At 68.5% G+C, this 17,128-nt stretch carries 18 protein-coding genes; 8 read left to right on the top strand and 10 right to left on the bottom strand.

Annotated elements, in window-relative coordinates; translation table 11 throughout:
- Positions 1-3 precede the first annotated feature (3 nt).
- Positions 4-1,095, top strand: a complete 1,092-nt coding sequence (locus QGN32_RS15440) for a transglycosylase family protein (RefSeq protein ID WP_326545236.1) — start codon at positions 4-6, stop codon at positions 1,093-1,095.
- A gap of 14 nt (positions 1,096-1,109) precedes the next feature.
- On the opposite strand, the gene QGN32_RS15435 is transcribed toward QGN32_RS15440, so the two are convergent.
- From QGN32_RS15435 to QGN32_RS15420, 4 genes are read right to left on the bottom strand one after another with little or no spacing between them, the layout of a single operon-like run.
- Complete coding sequence (locus QGN32_RS15435) at positions 1,110-1,538, bottom strand: molybdenum cofactor biosynthesis protein MoaE (RefSeq protein ID WP_326545235.1); 429 nt, start codon at positions 1,536-1,538, stop codon at positions 1,110-1,112.
- Positions 1,535-2,011, bottom strand: a complete 477-nt coding sequence (locus QGN32_RS15430) for a MogA/MoaB family molybdenum cofactor biosynthesis protein (protein ID WP_326545234.1) — start codon at positions 2,009-2,011, stop codon at positions 1,535-1,537. Before QGN32_RS15430 ends, QGN32_RS15435 begins: the two co-directional genes overlap by 4 nt.
- Positions 2,008-2,436, bottom strand: coding sequence for a cyclic pyranopterin monophosphate synthase MoaC (gene moaC / locus QGN32_RS15425; protein ID WP_326549089.1), 429 nt, complete (start codon positions 2,434-2,436; stop codon positions 2,008-2,010). Before moaC ends, QGN32_RS15430 begins: the two co-directional genes overlap by 4 nt.
- A gap of 51 nt (positions 2,437-2,487) precedes the next feature.
- Entirely contained in the window at positions 2,488-2,685 is a 198-nt protein-coding gene (locus QGN32_RS15420; protein ID WP_442791710.1) for a hypothetical protein, read from the bottom strand.
- Positions 2,686-2,744: 59 nt separating this feature from the next.
- On the opposite strand from QGN32_RS15420, the gene QGN32_RS15415 reads away from it, so the two are divergent.
- Complete coding sequence (locus tag QGN32_RS15415; protein ID WP_326545232.1) at positions 2,745-5,003, top strand: helicase-associated domain-containing protein; 2,259 nt, start codon at positions 2,745-2,747, stop codon at positions 5,001-5,003.
- 97 nt (positions 5,004-5,100) lie between these two features.
- On the top strand, positions 5,101-6,750 hold the full coding sequence (locus QGN32_RS15410) for a DNA repair helicase XPB (RefSeq protein WP_326545231.1): 1,650 nt from the start codon (positions 5,101-5,103) through the stop codon (positions 6,748-6,750).
- Here the strand turns inward: QGN32_RS15410 and QGN32_RS15405 are convergent.
- Complete coding sequence (locus QGN32_RS15405; RefSeq protein WP_326545230.1) at positions 6,747-7,091, bottom strand: cupin domain-containing protein; 345 nt, start codon at positions 7,089-7,091, stop codon at positions 6,747-6,749. The genes QGN32_RS15410 and QGN32_RS15405 overlap by 4 nt on opposite strands.
- Positions 7,092-7,233: 142 nt before the next feature.
- On the opposite strand from QGN32_RS15405, the gene QGN32_RS15400 reads away from it, so the two are divergent.
- Positions 7,234-7,809, top strand: a complete 576-nt coding sequence (locus QGN32_RS15400) for a hypothetical protein (protein WP_326545229.1) — start codon at positions 7,234-7,236, stop codon at positions 7,807-7,809.
- An 11-nt stretch (positions 7,810-7,820) separates the two neighbouring features.
- Here QGN32_RS15400 and QGN32_RS15395 read toward each other — a convergent pair whose 3' ends face one another.
- Positions 7,821-8,813, bottom strand: a complete 993-nt coding sequence (locus tag QGN32_RS15395) for an LLM class F420-dependent oxidoreductase (RefSeq protein WP_326545228.1) — start codon at positions 8,811-8,813, stop codon at positions 7,821-7,823.
- 263 nt (positions 8,814-9,076) lie between these two features.
- Between QGN32_RS15395 and QGN32_RS15390 the strand changes: the two genes are divergently transcribed.
- From QGN32_RS15390 to QGN32_RS15380, 3 genes are read left to right on the top strand one after another with little or no spacing between them, the layout of a single operon-like run.
- Positions 9,077-9,286, top strand: a complete 210-nt coding sequence (locus tag QGN32_RS15390) for a hypothetical protein (RefSeq protein WP_326545227.1) — start codon at positions 9,077-9,079, stop codon at positions 9,284-9,286.
- Positions 9,287-9,331: 45 nt separating this feature from the next.
- Positions 9,332-9,757, top strand: coding sequence for a pyridoxamine 5'-phosphate oxidase family protein (locus QGN32_RS15385; RefSeq protein ID WP_326545226.1), 426 nt, complete (start codon positions 9,332-9,334; stop codon positions 9,755-9,757).
- Between the two features lie 4 nt (positions 9,758-9,761).
- Positions 9,762-10,355, top strand: coding sequence for a class I SAM-dependent methyltransferase (locus QGN32_RS15380; RefSeq protein WP_326545225.1), 594 nt, complete (start codon positions 9,762-9,764; stop codon positions 10,353-10,355).
- On the opposite strand, the gene QGN32_RS15375 is transcribed toward QGN32_RS15380, so the two are convergent.
- The 3 genes from QGN32_RS15375 to QGN32_RS15365 form a co-directional block, all read right to left on the bottom strand.
- Complete coding sequence (locus QGN32_RS15375) at positions 10,331-11,821, bottom strand: class I adenylate-forming enzyme family protein (RefSeq protein WP_326545224.1); 1,491 nt, start codon at positions 11,819-11,821, stop codon at positions 10,331-10,333. The genes QGN32_RS15380 and QGN32_RS15375 overlap by 25 nt on opposite strands.
- 93 nt (positions 11,822-11,914) lie before the next feature.
- Positions 11,915-14,059, bottom strand: a complete 2,145-nt coding sequence (locus QGN32_RS15370) for a 3-hydroxyacyl-CoA dehydrogenase NAD-binding domain-containing protein (RefSeq protein WP_326545223.1) — start codon at positions 14,057-14,059, stop codon at positions 11,915-11,917.
- 2 nt (positions 14,060-14,061) lie between these two features.
- The gene (locus tag QGN32_RS15365; protein WP_326545222.1) at positions 14,062-15,273 is read right to left on the bottom strand and encodes an acetyl-CoA C-acetyltransferase; all 1,212 of its coding nucleotides are present in this window, start codon (positions 15,271-15,273) and stop codon (positions 14,062-14,064) included.
- A 203-nt stretch (positions 15,274-15,476) separates the two neighbouring features.
- Here QGN32_RS15365 and QGN32_RS15360 point away from each other — a divergent pair, with 203 nt between their 5' ends.
- The gene (locus QGN32_RS15360) at positions 15,477-16,649 is read left to right on the top strand and encodes a pyridoxal phosphate-dependent aminotransferase (protein WP_326545221.1); all 1,173 of its coding nucleotides are present in this window, start codon (positions 15,477-15,479) and stop codon (positions 16,647-16,649) included.
- On the opposite strand, the gene QGN32_RS15355 is transcribed toward QGN32_RS15360, so the two are convergent.
- Positions 16,646-17,086, bottom strand: coding sequence for an SRPBCC family protein (locus tag QGN32_RS15355; RefSeq protein ID WP_326545220.1), 441 nt, complete (start codon positions 17,084-17,086; stop codon positions 16,646-16,648). The genes QGN32_RS15360 and QGN32_RS15355 overlap by 4 nt on opposite strands.
- Positions 17,087-17,128 lie beyond the last annotated feature (42 nt).

Genomic DNA, 17,128 nt, shown 5'->3' with positions numbered 1-17,128 from the left:
CCCATGAGTGGACGGCACCGCAAGCCCACTGCATCGTCCGTGAACGTCGCGAAAGTCGCCCTCACCGGCGCAGTGCTCGGAAGCGGGGGGCTCGCCCTCGCCGGGCACGCCGCCGCCGCGACCGACGGCGAATGGGATCGCGTCGCCAGCTGCGAATCCGGCGGCAACTGGGCGATCAATACCGGCAACGGCTACCAGGGCGGGCTGCAGTTCTCGCCCAGCACCTGGACCGGCCACGGCGGCGGTGAGTACGCCCCCGCAGCGCACCTGGCCTCCAAGGAAGAGCAGATCGCCGTCGCCGAACGCGTGCTCGCCACTCAGGGCAAGGGCGCGTGGCCGACGTGCGGTAAGGGGCTGTCGAGTGCGACCCCGCGCAACGTCGTCGATGACGCCGTCGAAGCGGTGAACAACGTGCTGCCGCCGCCCGCACCCGTCGACCCGTTCGCTCCCCCACCGCCGCCCCCGCCGGCACCCGTCGACGCACTGGCCGCGCCGGCGCCTCCGCCGCCTCCGCCGGCCGATCCGCTCGCCCCGCCGCCTCCGCCCGCTCCGGTCGATGCGTTGGCCGCGCCGCTGCCCGAAGCGCCGCCTGCGCCGGCCCCGCTGCCCGAAGCACCGCCCGCACCGGCACCCGCTCCGGTCGATGCGTTGGCCGCGCCGCTGCCCGAAGCGCCGCCTGCGCCGGCCCCGCTGCCCGAAGCGCCCCCCGCACCGGCACCGCTGCCCGAACCTCTGCCGCCCGCCCCCGCACCGGCTGATGCGGTGGCCGCCCCACTGCCGGAAGCACCGCCGGCGCCAGAACCTTTCGATGCGATGGCCGCCCCGCTCCCGGAGGCGCCCCCGGTCGATGTACAACCCGTCGGCAACTGGGACGTCGCACCCGAGGCGCCCGTCCCGGGCGAGCAGCCGGAACTCTGGTCGCTGCCCGTCGATGCGCCGCTTGAGCCCGCCCCGCAACCGCCGCCGGCGCCGGCTGCCGAGCCGCTCGCCGCGGACAACGATTCGGATGTCTCCTATTTGACGGAGATCTGGCACGCGATCGAGGCGCAGGACGTCACCGGCAAGGATGCGTTGCTCCCGCTGACCCAGCCGTAACTCGGCCGCGAAAACTATGCGGAGTTCACCCACTCGTCAGAGCCGTCGGCGAAGAACTGGTGCTTCCACACCGGCAGCCGCTCCTTGACGACATCCACCAGCCGGGCACACGTCTGGAAAGCTGCCGCGCGATGGTCGGCCGCTACGGCGGCCACCAATGCGGCGTCGCCGATCTCGAGAACCCCGGTGCGATGGCTGACCGCGACGGCCCGCACACCGACCGCTTCAGCGGCGATCTGAGCGGCCACCTCGGCCAGGGTCTGTGACGCCGACGGGTGCGCCGAATACTCCAGGCGCACGACCGCGCGGCCGCCGTCGTGGTCCCGCACCACACCGGCGAAGCTCACCACCGCGCCCGCCGAGGCGTTGGCGACCAGCGCCTCATGCTCGGCGAGTTCGATCGTCTGCTCACTCAGGTCGGCGCGCAGCACCACGGCTGTCATCGCGCGTGGTCCTTTCCGCCGAGCTGATCGAGCGCATGCTCGAGAACCCCGTCGAGCACCCCCAGCCCGTCTTTGACCCCGCCCGGCGAGCCGGGGAGGTTCACGATCAGCGTGCGGCCCTTGACCCCGCACACCCCACGCGACAGCACCGACGTCGGCACCTTGTCCTCACCGGCGCGCCGGATCGCGTCGGCCAGCCCTGGAATCAGATAGTCGACGATCTCGGCGGTGGCCTCGGCGGTGCGGTCGGTCGGCGAGATGCCCGTGCCGCCGGAGGTGATCACCACGTCGACGCCCTCGCCGACCGCGGCGCAGATGGCATCGGCGACCGCATCGCCGTCGGGGACCACGACGGGCGCCACGGTCGCGATGTCGCGGCCGGTGAGCCAGTCCACGACGATGGGCCCGCAGCGGTCCTCGTACACGCCGGCGGCCGCGCGGGTGGAGGCGATGACGACCCGGCCCGTCCTCATCGCCGCGTCCACGTTCCGGTCTTGCCGCCCTCTTTCCGCAAGACCTGGATTCCGTCGATGCGGGCGGCGGGGTCGACGGCCTTGATCATGTCGTAGAGGGTCAGCGCGGCCACGCTCACCGCCGTCAGGGCCTCCATCTCGACGCCGGTGCGGTCGGTGCTGCGCACGGTGGCGGTGATCCCGACCGCGACGTCGCCGATCTCGAAGTCGACGTCGACACCGGTGAGTGCCAACTGATGGCACAGCGGAATCAGGTCGCTGGTCCGCTTGGCGGCCAGGATCCCGGCGATACGCGCGGTGGCCAGCGCATCGCCCTTGGGCAGTCCGTTGGCGGCGATCATCGCGACGACGTCGGCCGTCGTGTGCACGGTGCCCGCAGCGACGGCGATGCGCCTGGTGACGTCCTTGGCGGTGACGTCGACCATGCGCGCCGCGCCGGACTCGTCGACGTGCGAGAGGCGGGGCCGCTCGGACACTTACTTGTTGACGACCGTCACCGGGTGCAGGTACGGGAGGTCGTCGGCGGGCAGCGGGAACGTGAGCTCGCCGAAGGGCGACAGCGCGCCGGTGCGGTCGGCGGCCAGCTCGCTGATCGCATGATCGTCCTCGCCGTCGAGCACCGGCCAGCCCGGATCGACGTATCGCTTCTTCCCTTTGTTGTCTGCCACGCCCACATTGTGGCAAATGCATCGGCCGGTGGCGACACCGACATACTCCTTTACGCTGGTCAGCAATGACCCAGAACGCTCCGGGACTTTCTCTGGGCGCCTGGTTGGCCGATCTCCCCGACGAGCGGCTGATCCGGCTGCTGGAGTTGCGGCCCGACCTGACCCAACCGCCACCGGGGACGATCGCTGCGCTGGCGGCGCGTGCTGCGGCCCGTCAGTCGGTCAAGGCCGCCACCGATGACCTCGACTTTCTGCGGCTGGCCGTGCTCGACGCGCTGCTGGTGCTGCACGCCGACGCCACCGCCGTCCCGACCACCAAACTCTTGGAGCTGATCGGCGACCGGGCGCCCGAGGCCGCGGTCACCGAGGCCCTGGACGATCTGCGCGAGCGCGCGCTGGTATGGGGTGACGCGACGGTGCGGGTGGCGGCCGAGGCGGGCGCGGGCCTGCCGTGGTATCCGGGGCAGGTGACGGTCGAGGAGACCGCGGAAGACCCGGAGGAGATCGCCACCCGGCTCGAGACACTCGACGAGGCGCAGTCCGAGCTGCTGCACAAGCTGCTCGAGGGCTCCCCGGTGGGCCGCACCCGCGACGCCGCACCCGGGACACCCCCCGACCGTCCGGTGCAGCGCCTGTTGGCCGCCGGACTACTGCATCAGGTGGATGCAGAAACGGTGATCCTGCCCCGATTGGTCGGCCAGGTGCTGCGCGGCGAACTGCCCGGGCCGGTGCAGCTGACCGAACCCGACCCGGTGGTGTCGACGACGACGGCGGCCGACGCCGACGCCGTCGCCGCGGGTGCCGCCCTCGACCTGCTGCGGGAAGTGGAGGTGGTGCTCGAAACACTCGGCGACACACCGGTTCCCGAGCTGCGCAGCGGTGGGATCGGCGTGCGCGACATCAAGCGACTCGCCAAGGTCACCGGCATCGACGAACGCCGGTTGGGGCTGATCCTCGAGGTGATCGTGGCCGCGCTGCTGATCGCCGCGGGCACGCCCGAACCCGAACCGGATGCCGGCAGCGGCCCCTATTGGGCGCCGACGGTGTCCGCCGACCGGTTCCTCCAGTCGCCGACGGCAGTCAAGTGGCACCTGCTTGCGACCACCTGGATGGACCTGCACGGCCGCCCCAGCTTGATCGGCAACCGCGGGCCCGACGGTAAACCCTATGGCGCGCTGTCGGATTCGTTGTTCTCCACCGCCGCACCACTGGACCGCAGGCTGCTTTTCGACGTGCTCGCGGGCCTGCCGCCGGGGGCGGGCGTCGATGCGACGGAGGCGTCGCGCGCAATGATCTGGCGCAGGCCCCGCTGGGGCGTCCGCTTGCAGCCGGGGCCGGTCGCCGATCTGCTGACGGAGGCGCACGCACTTGGCCTGATGGGTCGCGGTGCGCTGGCCACCCCATCGCGGGCCCTGTTCGCCGACGCACCCTCGGACGACGTGGTCAAGGCGATGGACAAGGTGCTTCCCGCGCCGATCGACCACTTCCTGCTACAAGCCGACCTGACCGTGATCGTGCCGGGCCCGCTGCAACGCGACTTGGCCGAACAACTGGCCGCGGTGGCGAGCGTCGAGTCTGCGGGTGCGGCGATGGTGTACCGCATCAGCGAGGCGTCGATCCGGCGGGCCCTCGACACCGGACGGACCGCCGGCGAATTGCACAAGTTGTTCGACCGTCACTCGAAAACTCCTGTGCCGCAGGGCTTGACGTATCTCATCGATGACGTGGCCCGCAGGCATGGGCAGCTGCGCGTGGGAATGGCGGCGTCGTTCGTGCGGTGCGAGGACGCCGCGCTGCTCGCGCAGGCCGTGGCGGCGCCGGCGACCGCGTCGCTGGAGATGCGCCTGCTGGCGCCGACCGTCGCGGTGTCACAGGCCCCGATCGCCGAGGTGCTGGCCGCGCTGCGGCAGGCCGGTTTCGCCCCGGCGGCCGAGGACTCGACCGGCACCATCGTCGACATCCGGGCACGAGGCGCGCGGGTGCCCGCCCCGCCGGGCCGCCGACGTCTCTACCGACCGGCCCCGGCCCCGACCAGCCAGACGCTCGGCGCGATCGTCGCGGTGCTGCGCAAGGTGGCGGCCATGCCGACCGGCGGTCTGCGACTGGACCCCGCCGTCGCAATCACCCAGTTGCAGGACGCGGCCATTGCGCAGGAGTCCGTGGTGATCGGCTACGTCGACCCCGCAGGGGTGGCGACGCAGCGCGTCGTCGCGCCGATCAACGTGCGCGGCGGGCAGTTGACCGCATACGACCCGGCCTCGGGACGGGTCCGCGATTTCGCGATCCACCGGATCACGTCGGTCGTCGCCGCCGATGAGCGGTAGCGAAAGACCGCAAAATGTACAGCTCAGGCGGTGTGTCCCGGGGCAAACACGGTCTCTCGCGGGAGGGCACGTCGGGCGGTTCTGGATAATGGACAAAATGACCGACGGCCCCCTGATCGTGCAATCCGACAAGACCGTGCTGCTCGAAGTCGACCACGAGCAGGCGGGCGCTGCGCGCGCGGCTATCGCCCCCTTCGCCGAACTCGAGCGTGCGCCCGAGCATGTGCACACCTACCGGATCACGCCGCTGGCGTTGTGGAACGCCCGCGCTGCGGGACACGACGCCGAACAGGTGGTCGACGCGCTGGTGTCGTTCTCCCGGTACGCGGTGCCGCAACCGCTGCTGGTCGACATCGTCGACACCATGGCCCGCTACGGGCGCCTGCAGTTGGTCAAGCATCCGGCGCACGGCCTGACGTTGGTGAGCCTGGACCGCGCGGTGCTCGAAGAGGTGCTGCGCAACAAGAAGATCGCACCGATGCTGGGCGCGCGCATCGACGACGACACCGTCATCGTGCACAACAGCGAGCGCGGCCGGGTCAAGCAGATGCTCCTCAAAATCGGCTGGCCCGCAGAAGATCTGGCAGGCTACGTCGACGGTGAGAAGCACCCGATCAGCCTCGCGCAGAACGGCTGGCATCTGCGCGACTACCAGGAGATGGCATGCGAGTCGTTCTGGGAGGGCGGATCGGGGGTCGTGGTGCTGCCGTGCGGTGCGGGCAAGACGCTGGTCGGCGCGGCCGCGATGGCGAAGGCCTCGGCGACCACGCTGATACTGGTGACCAACACCGTCGCGGGCAGGCAGTGGAAACGCGAACTGATCAACCGGACTTCGCTCACCGAAAGCGAGATCGGCGAATACTCCGGGGAACGCAAGGAGATCCGTCCGGTCACCATCGCCACCTATCAGGTGATCACGCGTCGCACCAAGGGCGAATACCGGCACCTGGAATTGTTCGACAGCCGCGACTGGGGACTGATCATCTACGACGAGGTGCACCTGCTGCCCGCGCCCGTGTTCCGGATGACCGCCGACCTGCAGTCACGTCGTCGACTCGGCTTGACCGCCACGCTGATTCGCGAGGACGGCCGCGAGGGTGACGTGTTCTCGCTGATCGGGCCGAAGCGCTACGACGCGCCCTGGAAGGACATCGAGGCCCAGGGCTGGATCGCGCCGGCCGAGTGCGTGGAGGTGCGCGTGACGATGACCGACAACGAGCGGATGCTGTACGCGACCGCCGAACCCGACGAGCGGTACAAGTTGTGCTCGACGGTGCACACCAAGATCGCGGTGGTCAAGTCGATCCTCGACAAGCACCAGGGGGAGCAGACGCTGGTGATCGGCGCCTACCTCGACCAACTCGAGGAACTGGGAACCGAACTCGACGCCCCGGTGATCCAGGGCTCGACGAAGACTGCCGAACGCGAGGCGCTTTTCGATCAGTTCCGCCAGGGCGAGATCTCGACGCTGGTCGTCTCGAAGGTCGCCAACTTCTCCATCGACCTACCCGAAGCCAGTGTGGCCGTGCAGGTTTCAGGAACGTTCGGATCCCGTCAGGAGGAGGCACAGCGGCTGGGCCGACTCCTGCGGCCCAAGGCCGACGGCGGCGGCGCGATCTTCTACTCGGTGGTCTCGCGCGACAGCCTCGACGCCGAGTATGCCGCGCACCGTCAGCGGTTCCTCGCCGAACAGGGCTACGGCTACGTGATCAAGGACGCCGACGACCTGCTCGGGCCCGCGATCTAGGTGTGCCGGCCGACCTGCTTGAGTACCGTCAAGAGCACCACGGCGTCCTCCATCGCGTCGAGCGCATGCCGGTCGCGCGGTATCACGATGTGATCGCCTGCCCAGCCCTCCCAGCTGTTCTCGCCGACGGTGAGCTTGGCCCGCCCGTGCAGCACCTGCAGTGTCGCCTCTTCGGGGCCGTCGTGCTCGTCGAGTCTGCTGCCCGCGGTGAGAGCGATCAGCGTCTGCCGCAACGAGTGCTCATGGCCGCCGTAGACGGTGTGCGCGCTGCGCCCGCTGTTCGCGGCGCGCGCTTTTTCGAGTTGCTCACGGGCGAGCGCTGTCAGTGAAGTCTTGTTCATCGCAGGCTTCCTATCGAGGGCTGTTTTATTCGCGGTATCACGGAAAGAACAATCCTAGTGACGGCCACAACTCGGTGAGCAGTCGCATCGGCACCGCTGTTACCCGAGCGCTCGTGACGCTCAGCCGCTAGCCTCCTTACCCATGACCAGTCGTCGTCGCGCCACGTCCGTCAAGGCGGCCAAGCTCGCGCTGGCCGGCGTGGCCGTGAGCCTGGCTGCGCTGACCTGTGTCGCCGTCGCCGGCGCGGATCCGGAAACCCCGCCCGGCGCACCGTCGGCGCCGGGGCAGCCGTATGCCGCGCCGGCAGACGCGGCCGATCCCCCGCCCGCGCCGCCGCCCGTCGGCCCACCGCCGGTGCCCGAGATCCAGAACCCGCAATACGGGCAGGGCTCGAGTCCGGGTCCACTCGGTTTCCTCAGGGACGCCTGGCGACAGGCTCAGGACCCGTACGGCTTCGCCGCGATGCCACCCGGTCAGCCACCAGTGGGGGCGCCACCGCCGCCCGGTGCAGGACCCGCGCCTACGCTGCCGCCCGGATACATCTCGCTGAACGCACCGGAGTCCAACGGGCGGCCGGTCGCGCCGCCGACGGAGGGCGGTCCGTCCCTGCCGCCCGGGTATTACCCGCTGGACGGCCCGCCGCCACCCGGGTACTACGACGCTCCTGCGCCCGGCCCCGCTATTCCCGCTGAGGGCCCGATTCCGCTGCGGCCCTGACCGCCGCCGATCTAGCTGAGCGCCGGAATCACCTGTTTCTCGAACAGTTCGATACCGGAGCGGTCGTACGCGGCCTCCGGGAAATAGAGAATCGCGTACTCGCAGCCGAGATCGCGCATGGTGGACAGCTTCTCGACGACCTGCTCGGGCGTGCCGCTTGCGGACTCGGGCGCCGAAACGGTGCTCAGCATCGCGTCCACCGCCGCCTCGTCGGCCTTGCTGACCTGCCGCGCACGCAGCCTCGCCACCCGGTCCTTGACGTCGGCCTCCGACTCGCCGATCACCGCGTTGAAGTTGGCCGAGCGCACGATCGCGTTGTAGTCGGTGCCGACGTCGCGGCAGTGGTCGGCCAGCACCTGTGACTTGTGCGCGAAACCCCCGGGCTCGGAGGTGAAGTTCGTGTACTGGGCGTACTCCGCGGCGATGCGCAGCGTCACCTTCTCCCCTCCGCCCGCGATCCACAACGGAATCCCGTTCTGCTGCAACGGTTTCGGTTCGACTATCGCCCGGGCAACCTGATAGTGCTCACCGTCGAAGCTGACCTTCCCGTCGCGCCACACGTCGCGCATGATCTGAACCCCCTCGTCGAGGCGGCCCAACCGCACCCCGGCCGACGGGAACCCGTATCCGTAGGCGCGCCACTCGTGCTCGTACCAGCCGCCACCGATGCCCATTTGAATCCGCCCGCCCGAGATGATGTCGCACGTGGCGGCGACCTTGGCGAGATAGACCGGGTTGCGGTAGCTCATCGCCGTGCACATCTGGCCGAGCTTGATGCGCGACGTCGTCGCCGAGTAGGCCGACATCAGCGTCCACGCCTCGTGGGTCGCTTCGGCGGTGGGCACCGGCACGGTGTGGAAGTGGTCGTACACCCACAGCGAATCCCAGGCGTCGCTGCCGTCCGCGTAGGCGGCGAGGTCGCGCATCACCGGCCACTGCTCTTCGGGAGGAATGTCCACCAGGTCGAGTCGCCAGCCCTGCGGAATGAACAGTCCGAAGCGCATGGCATCCGACTTTAGGCCACCAGGGCCTCCAGGTCAGTAGGTCGCGACGGCCCAGCCGTGCAAATAACTTAGCTGCGCTCAACACGATCACCACGCTGCGCGGGATTTCGCCACGCCCCCACACCAGCGCTACGCCGCGGCAGGGCGCAGGCGCGCTTTCCTCGCCGGCGCCGCCGATATGTTCGCTGACCGGCGCTTTCTGTTGTATGGTGTGGCTCACTCGCGGTTCTTTGTGTGATATTTGCCACAACTAGGAGGCGGACGTGTCCCGTGATCCGATCCCCGGGATGAAGACTCACCCGGTGCGTCCCGGCGGCACCATCGGCGTTCGCTGGTTCTATGTCCTCCTGCTCGCCGTGATCGCGATCGCCGCCGTCGCGGGCGTGGTGAGCACAGCGGCGATGGGACAGACTCCCGTCGCGATCGCGATCGGCCTCGTCGCGCTCGCGTTCTTCTCCCGGGTTGGGTGCTGACGCTCGATCCCCTGTTGTGATGGAGGCCGGGACTAGCCTGGCGCCATGGCCCTGTCAAAAGACGAACGCGAACAATTCCTGGCCGAACCTCATATCGCCGCGCTGTCGGTCAGCGCAGGTGACAAACGCGGGCCGCTGACCGTCCCCATCTGGTACCAGTACACCCCGGGCGGCGAGCCTTGGGTGCTCACCGGCGACGGCTCGCGCAAGCACCGGCTCATCGAGGCGCAGGGCGAGTTCACTCTGATGGCGGAGCGGCTCGAGCCGACGGTCCGGTACGTAGCGGTCGACGGCCCGGTCAGCCGCATCGAGCCGGGGACCGACGACCGACTCGTCGAGCTGACCAAACGGTATCTGCCGCCCGACAAGGTCGACGCCTACCTCGAGTTCGCCCGCCGTGAGCACGGCAACAGCGTGGTGATCTTCATGAAGCCGCAGCACTGGCTGTCGGCCGATCTGGGGTCGATGTGAGCCGATGTCGTCACGGCAGCTGCTCTTCAAGACGTTCTACCGGCTCGGCTTCGTGCCCTGGGACGGCCACCCGATCGCCGACAGCCTGCGCGACCTGGTCGACGACGCCGCGCTGCCGGCCGGCAAGGCACTCGACCTCGGCTGCGGCACCGGTGACAACTCCATCTATCTGGCCCGGCGCGGCTGGCAGGTGACGGGCGTCGACTTCGTGGCGAAGGCCGTCGAGCGGGCGCGCGCCAAAGCCGCGGCCGCCAGGGTCCCCGTCACGTTCGCTCATGCGGACGTGACCCGCTTGTCGTCGGAAGGAGTCGGATCCGGCTTCGACCTGATCGTCGACAGCGGGTGTCTGCACGGCATGAGTCCCGGGGACCGCGATGCGTACGTCCGCGAGATCACCGCGGTGGCGGCACCGCAGGCCCGGCTGCATCTGGTCGGCTTCATCCCCGGCGCGTCATTCGGTGTCCCAGGCATCGCTGCCGGTGAGGTGGCCCGCAGGTTCGCGGCGGGCTGGACGCTGGTTTCGTCGGGAAGCGAACCGGCGATGAACCACAACGGCAAAGACCCGGCACGTTACTACCTCTTGCAGCGCCGTTCGTAGAGCGCTGCGACCGCCGGCAGGCTGACCTTCAGCGCCGGGTTACGTGGCAGCTCGTCGACCACCGCAACGGCAACAGGCACGTTGTACGCCGGAAGGTGCTGGCGGACAAGACTTTCGAGCTCGGTGGCCAACGGCGGGGTGGTACCGGGTGCCACTTCGACCGCGGCGAACGGGACTTGGCCCAGCCGCTTGTCGGGCACGCCGACGACACAGGCGTCGCGGACAGCTGGATGCGATATCAGCACGCGGCGAACGGTTTCGGGCAGGATCTTGAACCCGCCGCGGTTGATGGCACCGTCCGCCCTGCCGTGCAGGGTGACGAAGCCGTCGTCGTCGATCGAGGCGATGTCGGTGGTGCGGATCCAATCGGGGCTGATCGGAGCGACTTTCGCCTCGAGCAGACCGTGTTCGCCCGCGGACAGCTCGGCGCCGGTGTCCGGATCGACCACACGCACCTCGGTGTCGGGGAGCGGCCTGCCGACGCTGTTGCGTTTGGCCTCGCCGAACCGCTCGACGTCGTCGGGAGTCCACGCGCACAGTGAGCCCGCGAATTCGGTTGCGCCGTATGCCAACCGGATCGGAATATCGAAGTTCTTCTCGAACTCGTCGCGGGTTTCCGGGTCCAGCGGACCGGACGCGCTGATCAGGAACTCCAGTGACGCGAGATCCTCCTTGGCCACGTCGGCGTCGAGCAGCATGCGGAAGACGGCGGGCTGCACGCCCGATCGCTGGATGCCATGGGTCTTGATCGCCGACACGAACCCGTCGACACTGAACCTCTCGAGCATCACTATGCGTCGCGTGTTGTACACGCCCGCGACCAACTGGCACACACCGATGCCGCCGAACTGCCAGTAGGCGAGTTCGGGTGGGGCGTCGGCGGCCGCGGCTTCCCCGCTGGTGACGCTGAAGACGGTGCGTTCGAGCACGGCGGTCTTGATCGCCTGGCGCTTCGGTGGACCAGTGGTGCCACTGGTCAGAATCTGCAGTGCGACATCGGGTTCCGCGGCGGCGTGCCGGTGGACCGGGTCGCAGTGCTCCAATCCTGCGACGACCACGACCGTCGGCTCCGTCAACGCGATCGCTACACCCACGCAGCCGGTTCGCCCGGCGGCATCGACGACGGGCGCCGTCCAGTCCTCGACGTCGGCGACGACGGCCGAAAGGTTCAGCTTCTCGACGTCGCGGCCGATCGCCTCGGGCGACTGGAACGAGTAGGTCATCGACAGCGGCCTGCCCGCGGCGAGGAAGCCGATGATCGCGGCGGCATGTTGCAGCCGGTTGCGCACCACCAGTCCGACCGGCGCGTCGTCGGGAACGCCTGCGCCTTTCAGCGCCGAGGCAATGGCGTCCGCGTACGCGGTGAGGTCCGCGCCGGTGTACCAGCGGCCCTCGAACTCGATGCACTGCCGATCGCCGTAGCTCGCCAGGCCTGCCGCGAACCGTTCGGTGAAGCTCTCGGGCACGGCCACAATCTAGCCAATTCCGCGAGCGCTCACCCTGGTACGGTTTCAGTCCGCTGAAACGTACGCAGGTGAGCGCTCGCCGCGCCGTTCGCCTTACGTCAGCGACGCCGGCGGATTGAACCGCTCTCCGTACTTGGCGGCCAGTTCCTTGGCGCGGGCCACGAAGGCCTCCTTGCCGACGCCACCCGGACCCTGGTAGCCGACGATGAACTGCGCCGAGCCGCCGGTGTAGGGCGGGAAGCCGATGCCCATGATCGAGCCGATGTTCGCGTCGGCAGTCGACGTCAGCACGCCTTCGTCGAGACACTTCTGGGTCTCCAGCGCCTCGGCGAACAGCATCCGGTCGATCATGTCCTGCAACGGGATCGACGTGCTACCGGAGTTGAACGTCTCGGCGAGACCCGGCCACAATCCGGCCCGCTTGCCGTCGGCGTACTCGTAGAAGCCCGCGCCCTTCAACCGGCTGGGTCGGCCGATCTCGATCATCTTCTCGACGACGGCCTCGGCCGGGTGCGGCTCATAGGTGCCACCCGTGCTCTCGACGCCCTTGCGGGTGGCGACGGCGATCTTGTGCATCAGCTCGAGGTTGAGCTCGTCGGAGAGCTGCAGCGGCGGCGCCGGATAGCCCGCCTGCGAACCGGCCTGCTCGATGCTCGCGGGCGCGATGCCCTCGCCGAGCATCGCGAGTGCCTCGTTGACGAAGGTGCCGATGACGCGGCTGGTGAAGAAGCCGCGGCTGTCGTTCACCACGATCGGGGTCTTGCCGATCGCCAGCGTGTAGTCGAACACCCGGGCCAGCGCCTCGTCCGAGGTCTTCTCGCCCTTGATGATCTCCACCAGCGGCATCTTGTCGACCGGGGAGAAGAAGTGGATGCCGATGAAGTCCTCCTGGCGCTTCACCCCGGTCGCCAGGCCGGTGATCGGCAGCGTCGAGGTGTTCGACCCCAGCAGCGCGTTGGGCTCGACGATGTCCTCGATCTCACCGAAGACCTTGTGCTTGAGGTCCTGGTCCTCGAACACCGCCTCGACGACGAAGTCCACGCCCTTAAGATCGGCCGGGTCACCCGTCGGCGTAATGCGGGCCAGCAGCGCGTCGGATTTCTCCTGCGTGGTCCGGCCGCGCTCGAGCGCCTTGGCCTCGAGCTTCTCCGAGTACCCCTTACCCTTCTGCGCGGCCTCGAGACTGACGTCCTTGAGCACGACGTCGAACCCGGCCTTGGCCGAGACGTAGGCGATGCCGGCACCCATCATGCCCGCGCCCAGCACGCCGATCTTGTTGATCTTGACGGGGTCGATACCGTCGGGCCGGCTGCCTCCGCCGTTGATGTACTGCAGGTCGAAGAAGAACGCCTGGATCATGTTCTTGGCGGTCTGCCCGGTGACCAGCTGCGTGAAGTAGCGGCTCTCGATACGGCTCGCGGTGTCGAAGTCGACCTGCGCGCCCTCGACGGCCGCGTTCAGGATCGCCCGCGGCGCCGGCATCGGCGCACCTTTGAGCTGCTTGCGCAGCAGCGCCGGGAACGACGGCAGGATGCTCGCCAGGGCCGGCGATGTCGGAGTTCCGCCGGGCATCTTGTAGCCCTTGGCATCCCACGGCTGCACATGCGCGTCGGGATTGGCCTTGATCCAAGCCTTCGCGGCGGGCACCAATTCGTCGACGCTGCCGACCAATTCGTCGACCAGGCCGGTCTCCTTGGCCTTGCCCGGCTTGAAGCGGGTGCCCTGGGAAAGCACCTCCATGAAGGCCTTCTGGATGCCGAACATCCGCACGCTGCGCGTTACGCCGCCCGCACCCGGCAGCAGGCCCAGCGTCACCTCGGGGAACCCGACGACCGCACCGGGCACATCGGCGATGATGCGGTGATGCGAGGCCAGGCAGATCTCCAGGCCGCCGCCGAGCGCGGCGCCGTTGATGGCCGCCACGACGGGCTTGCCCAGCGTCTCCAGCGCACGTAGATCACGCTTGATGCCCTCGACCTCGGCGAAGAACTCGCCGGCGTTCTCCGGGCCCGCCTGGACGATGGTGTTGAGGTCGCCGCCTGCGAAGAAGGTCTTCTTCGCGCTGGTGATGACCACACCGGTGATCGAATCCTTCTCCGCGACAAGACGTTCGACCGCGTTGCGCATGGATTCCCGGTAGTGCTCGTTCATCACGTTGGCCGAGCCGGTCGGGTCGTCCAGCGTCAGGGTGACGATACCGTCGGCATCCTTGTCCCACTTGATCGTGTTCTCCGCCATTTTCAGACCCTCTCGATGATGGTGGCCACGCCCATGCCGCCGCCGATGCACAGCGTGATCAGCGCACGCCGGGCGTTGCGACGCTCGAGCTCGTCGACCATGGTTCCGGTGATCATGGCGCCGGTGGCGCCCAACGGGTGACCCATCGCGATGGCGCCACCGTTGACGTTGAGCTTCTCGTCGGGGATGTCGAGGTCCTTCTGGAACTTCAGCACCACCGAGGCGAACGCCTCGTTCAGCTCGAACAGGTCGATGTCGTCGACTGTCAGGCCGGCACGGTCGAGCACCTTGCGAGTGGCCGGGGTCGGCCCGGTCAGCATGATGACCGGATCGGCGCCGCTGGTGGCGGTGGCCACGACGCGCGCCCGCGGGGTGAGACCCTGAGACTGGCCGGCCTTCTCGGAGCCCACCAGCACCAGCGCGGCGCCGTCGACGATGCCGGAGCTGTTGCCGCCGGTGTGGACGTGGTTGATCTTCTCGACGAAGTGGTACTTCTGCAGCGCCACGTCGTCGAATCCACCCATCGCACCCACTCCGTCGAACGCGGTCTTCAGCTGGCCGAGGCCCTCCAGCGTGGTGTCGGGACGCATGTGCTCGTCGTGGTCGAGGATGACCAGACCGTTCTGGTCGCGCACCGGGACGACGGACTTGGCGAAGTAGCCACCCGACCACGCCGCGGCGGCCTTTTCCTGGCTGCGCAGCGCGTAGCGGTCGACGTCTTCGCGGGAGAAGCCCTCGATCGTCGCGATCAGGTCGGCGCCGATGCCCTGCGGCACGAAGCCGATGCTGTAGTTCGTCTCCGGGTCGCTGGCCCACGCGCCGCCGTCGGAGCCCATCGGAACACGGCTCATGGACTCGACGCCGCCCGCGAGAACCAGGTCGTCCCAGCCGGAGCGGACCTTCTGTGCGGCGGTGTTGACCGCCTCCAGACCCGAGGCGCAGAACCTGTTGAGCTGGAACCCGCCGGTGGTCTCGGGCAGTTTGGCCACCAGCGCGGCGGTGCGGGCGATGTCGCCGCCTTGGTCGCCGACGGGCGACACGCACCCGAGGATGACGTCGCTGATCAGGTTCTCGTCGAGATCGGGGTAACGGCTGCGCAGCTCCTCGATCAGCCCGACGACCAGGTTGACCGGCTTGACCTCGTTCAGCGCACCGTTCTTGTTCTTGCCGCGAGGCGTGCGGATCGCCTCATAGATGAAGGCTTCTTCAGACATGGAGACATTTCCTGTTCAGATTGGGTTGGGGGATGCCTGTCCACTTGGACGGTAGTCCTCTGCCCGGCAGCCTAACAGCCTCGGCCAACCTGTTGGTTGGGCACTGCACCGTCGCTTTCTCGCCGCCGACGTGCACTCACTGCGAAATTTCGGCTCGATCTTCGCAGTGGGCGCACGCTGGGCGGCGCCTACGCTCATCGGCTATGACGGTTCGCAGGCTACAGCCGTATGCGGTGACTATCTTCGCCGAGATGTCGTCGCTGGCAGCCCGTATCGGCGCAGTCAACCTCGGACAAGGCTTTCCCGACGAGGACGGGCCGTCGGCGATGCTCGAGATCGCCCAGAACGCGATCGCCGAGGGCGTCAACCAGTACCCGCCCGGTCTCGGTATCGCGCCGCTGCGCGAGGCCATCGCCGCGCAACGCGAACGCGCGTACGGCACCGAGTACGACCCGCACTCCGAGGTGCTGGTAACCGTCGGCGCCACCGAGGCGATCGCGTCCGCTGTCCTGGGCCTGGTCGAACCCGGCTCCGAGGTGCTGCTGATCGAGCCGTTCTACGACTCCTACTCCCCCGTCATCGCGATGGCGGGCTGCGAGCGCCGGGCGGTCCCCCTGCTTCAGGACGGGCGCGGATTCGCAATCGATGTCGACGGCCTGCGAAACACCGTCACACCCAGGACCAAAGCGCTAATCGTCAACTCGCCGCACAACCCCACCGGCATGGTCGCCGGTGACGACGAACTACGGGCGGTGGCCGAACTGGCCGTCGAGGCCGACCTCCTAGTGATCACCGACGAGGTCTACGAGCATCTGGTATTCGACGGCCGCCGCCATATTCCGCTGGCGTCCTACCCCGGTATGGCCGACCGCACGATCACGATCTCGAGCGCCGCCAAGATGTTCAATGTCACCGGCTGGAAGATCGGCTGGGCTTGTGGCGCAGCCGATCTCATCGCGGGTGTGCGAGCCGCGAAACAGTACCTGTCCTACGTCGGGGGCGCACCGTTCCAACCGGCCGTGGCGCACGCGCTCAACAATGAAGACGCCTGGGTGGCCGCGCTGCGAGAGTCGTTGCAGGCCAAGCGCGACCGGCTGGGCAGCGCGCTGGCCGACCTCGGCTTCGGGGTACACGACAGCTTCGGGACCTACTTCCTGTGCGCCGACCCGCGCCCGCTGGGTTTTGCCGACAGCGCCGCGTTCTGTGCGGAGCTGCCGCAGAAGGCGGGGGTCGCGGCCATCCCGATGTCGGCGTTCTGCGATCCGGGCGCCGAGCACGCCGGCGCGTGGAATCACCTGGTGCGCTTCGCGTTCTGCAAGCGGGACGAAACCTTGGACGAGGCGATCCGCCGACTGGAAGTGCTGCGCAACGGCTAGGTAGCCGCGGCCATCACCCGACGGCGCAGGTTCTCGGTCGCGATGTCGAGCACGATCTTCTTGGCGCGGCGCACCAGAAACTCGGGAATCGGCGCGGCCAGGTCGAGGATGATGTCGAAGCGCACGCGGGTGCGGTCCTCGCCTTCCGGGGTGAGGTTGTACTCGACGTGCTGACCGCGCTGCTGCATGTTGGCCTTGGCGTCCCAGACCATCCAGTCGTCGCCCCAGTGGTACTCGAGCAACTCCTTGTCGGTGATTCCCATGATCTTGACCGTCGCCTTGACGTGGTGGGGACGGCCGTCCGGATACCGGTCGAGCACCTCGGTGTGCTTGTGCACAGGCGACCACAAGGGGACCGCGTCGATGTCGGCGAGCGTCTCCATGATCGCGTCCTTGGGCGCCTCGAAGACCACTTCCCTCGATGCCCGCACTGCCATACGGCAAATCGTAGCTAACTCGACAGCCTAGTGCCTAGCCTT

This window comes from Mycolicibacterium sp. ND9-15 (genome assembly GCF_035918395.1).
Lineage (GTDB): Bacteria > Actinomycetota > Actinomycetes > Mycobacteriales > Mycobacteriaceae > Mycobacterium.
Note: the sequence above shows the minus strand (reverse complement) of the source record. Positions and strands in the feature narration are given on the sequence as shown.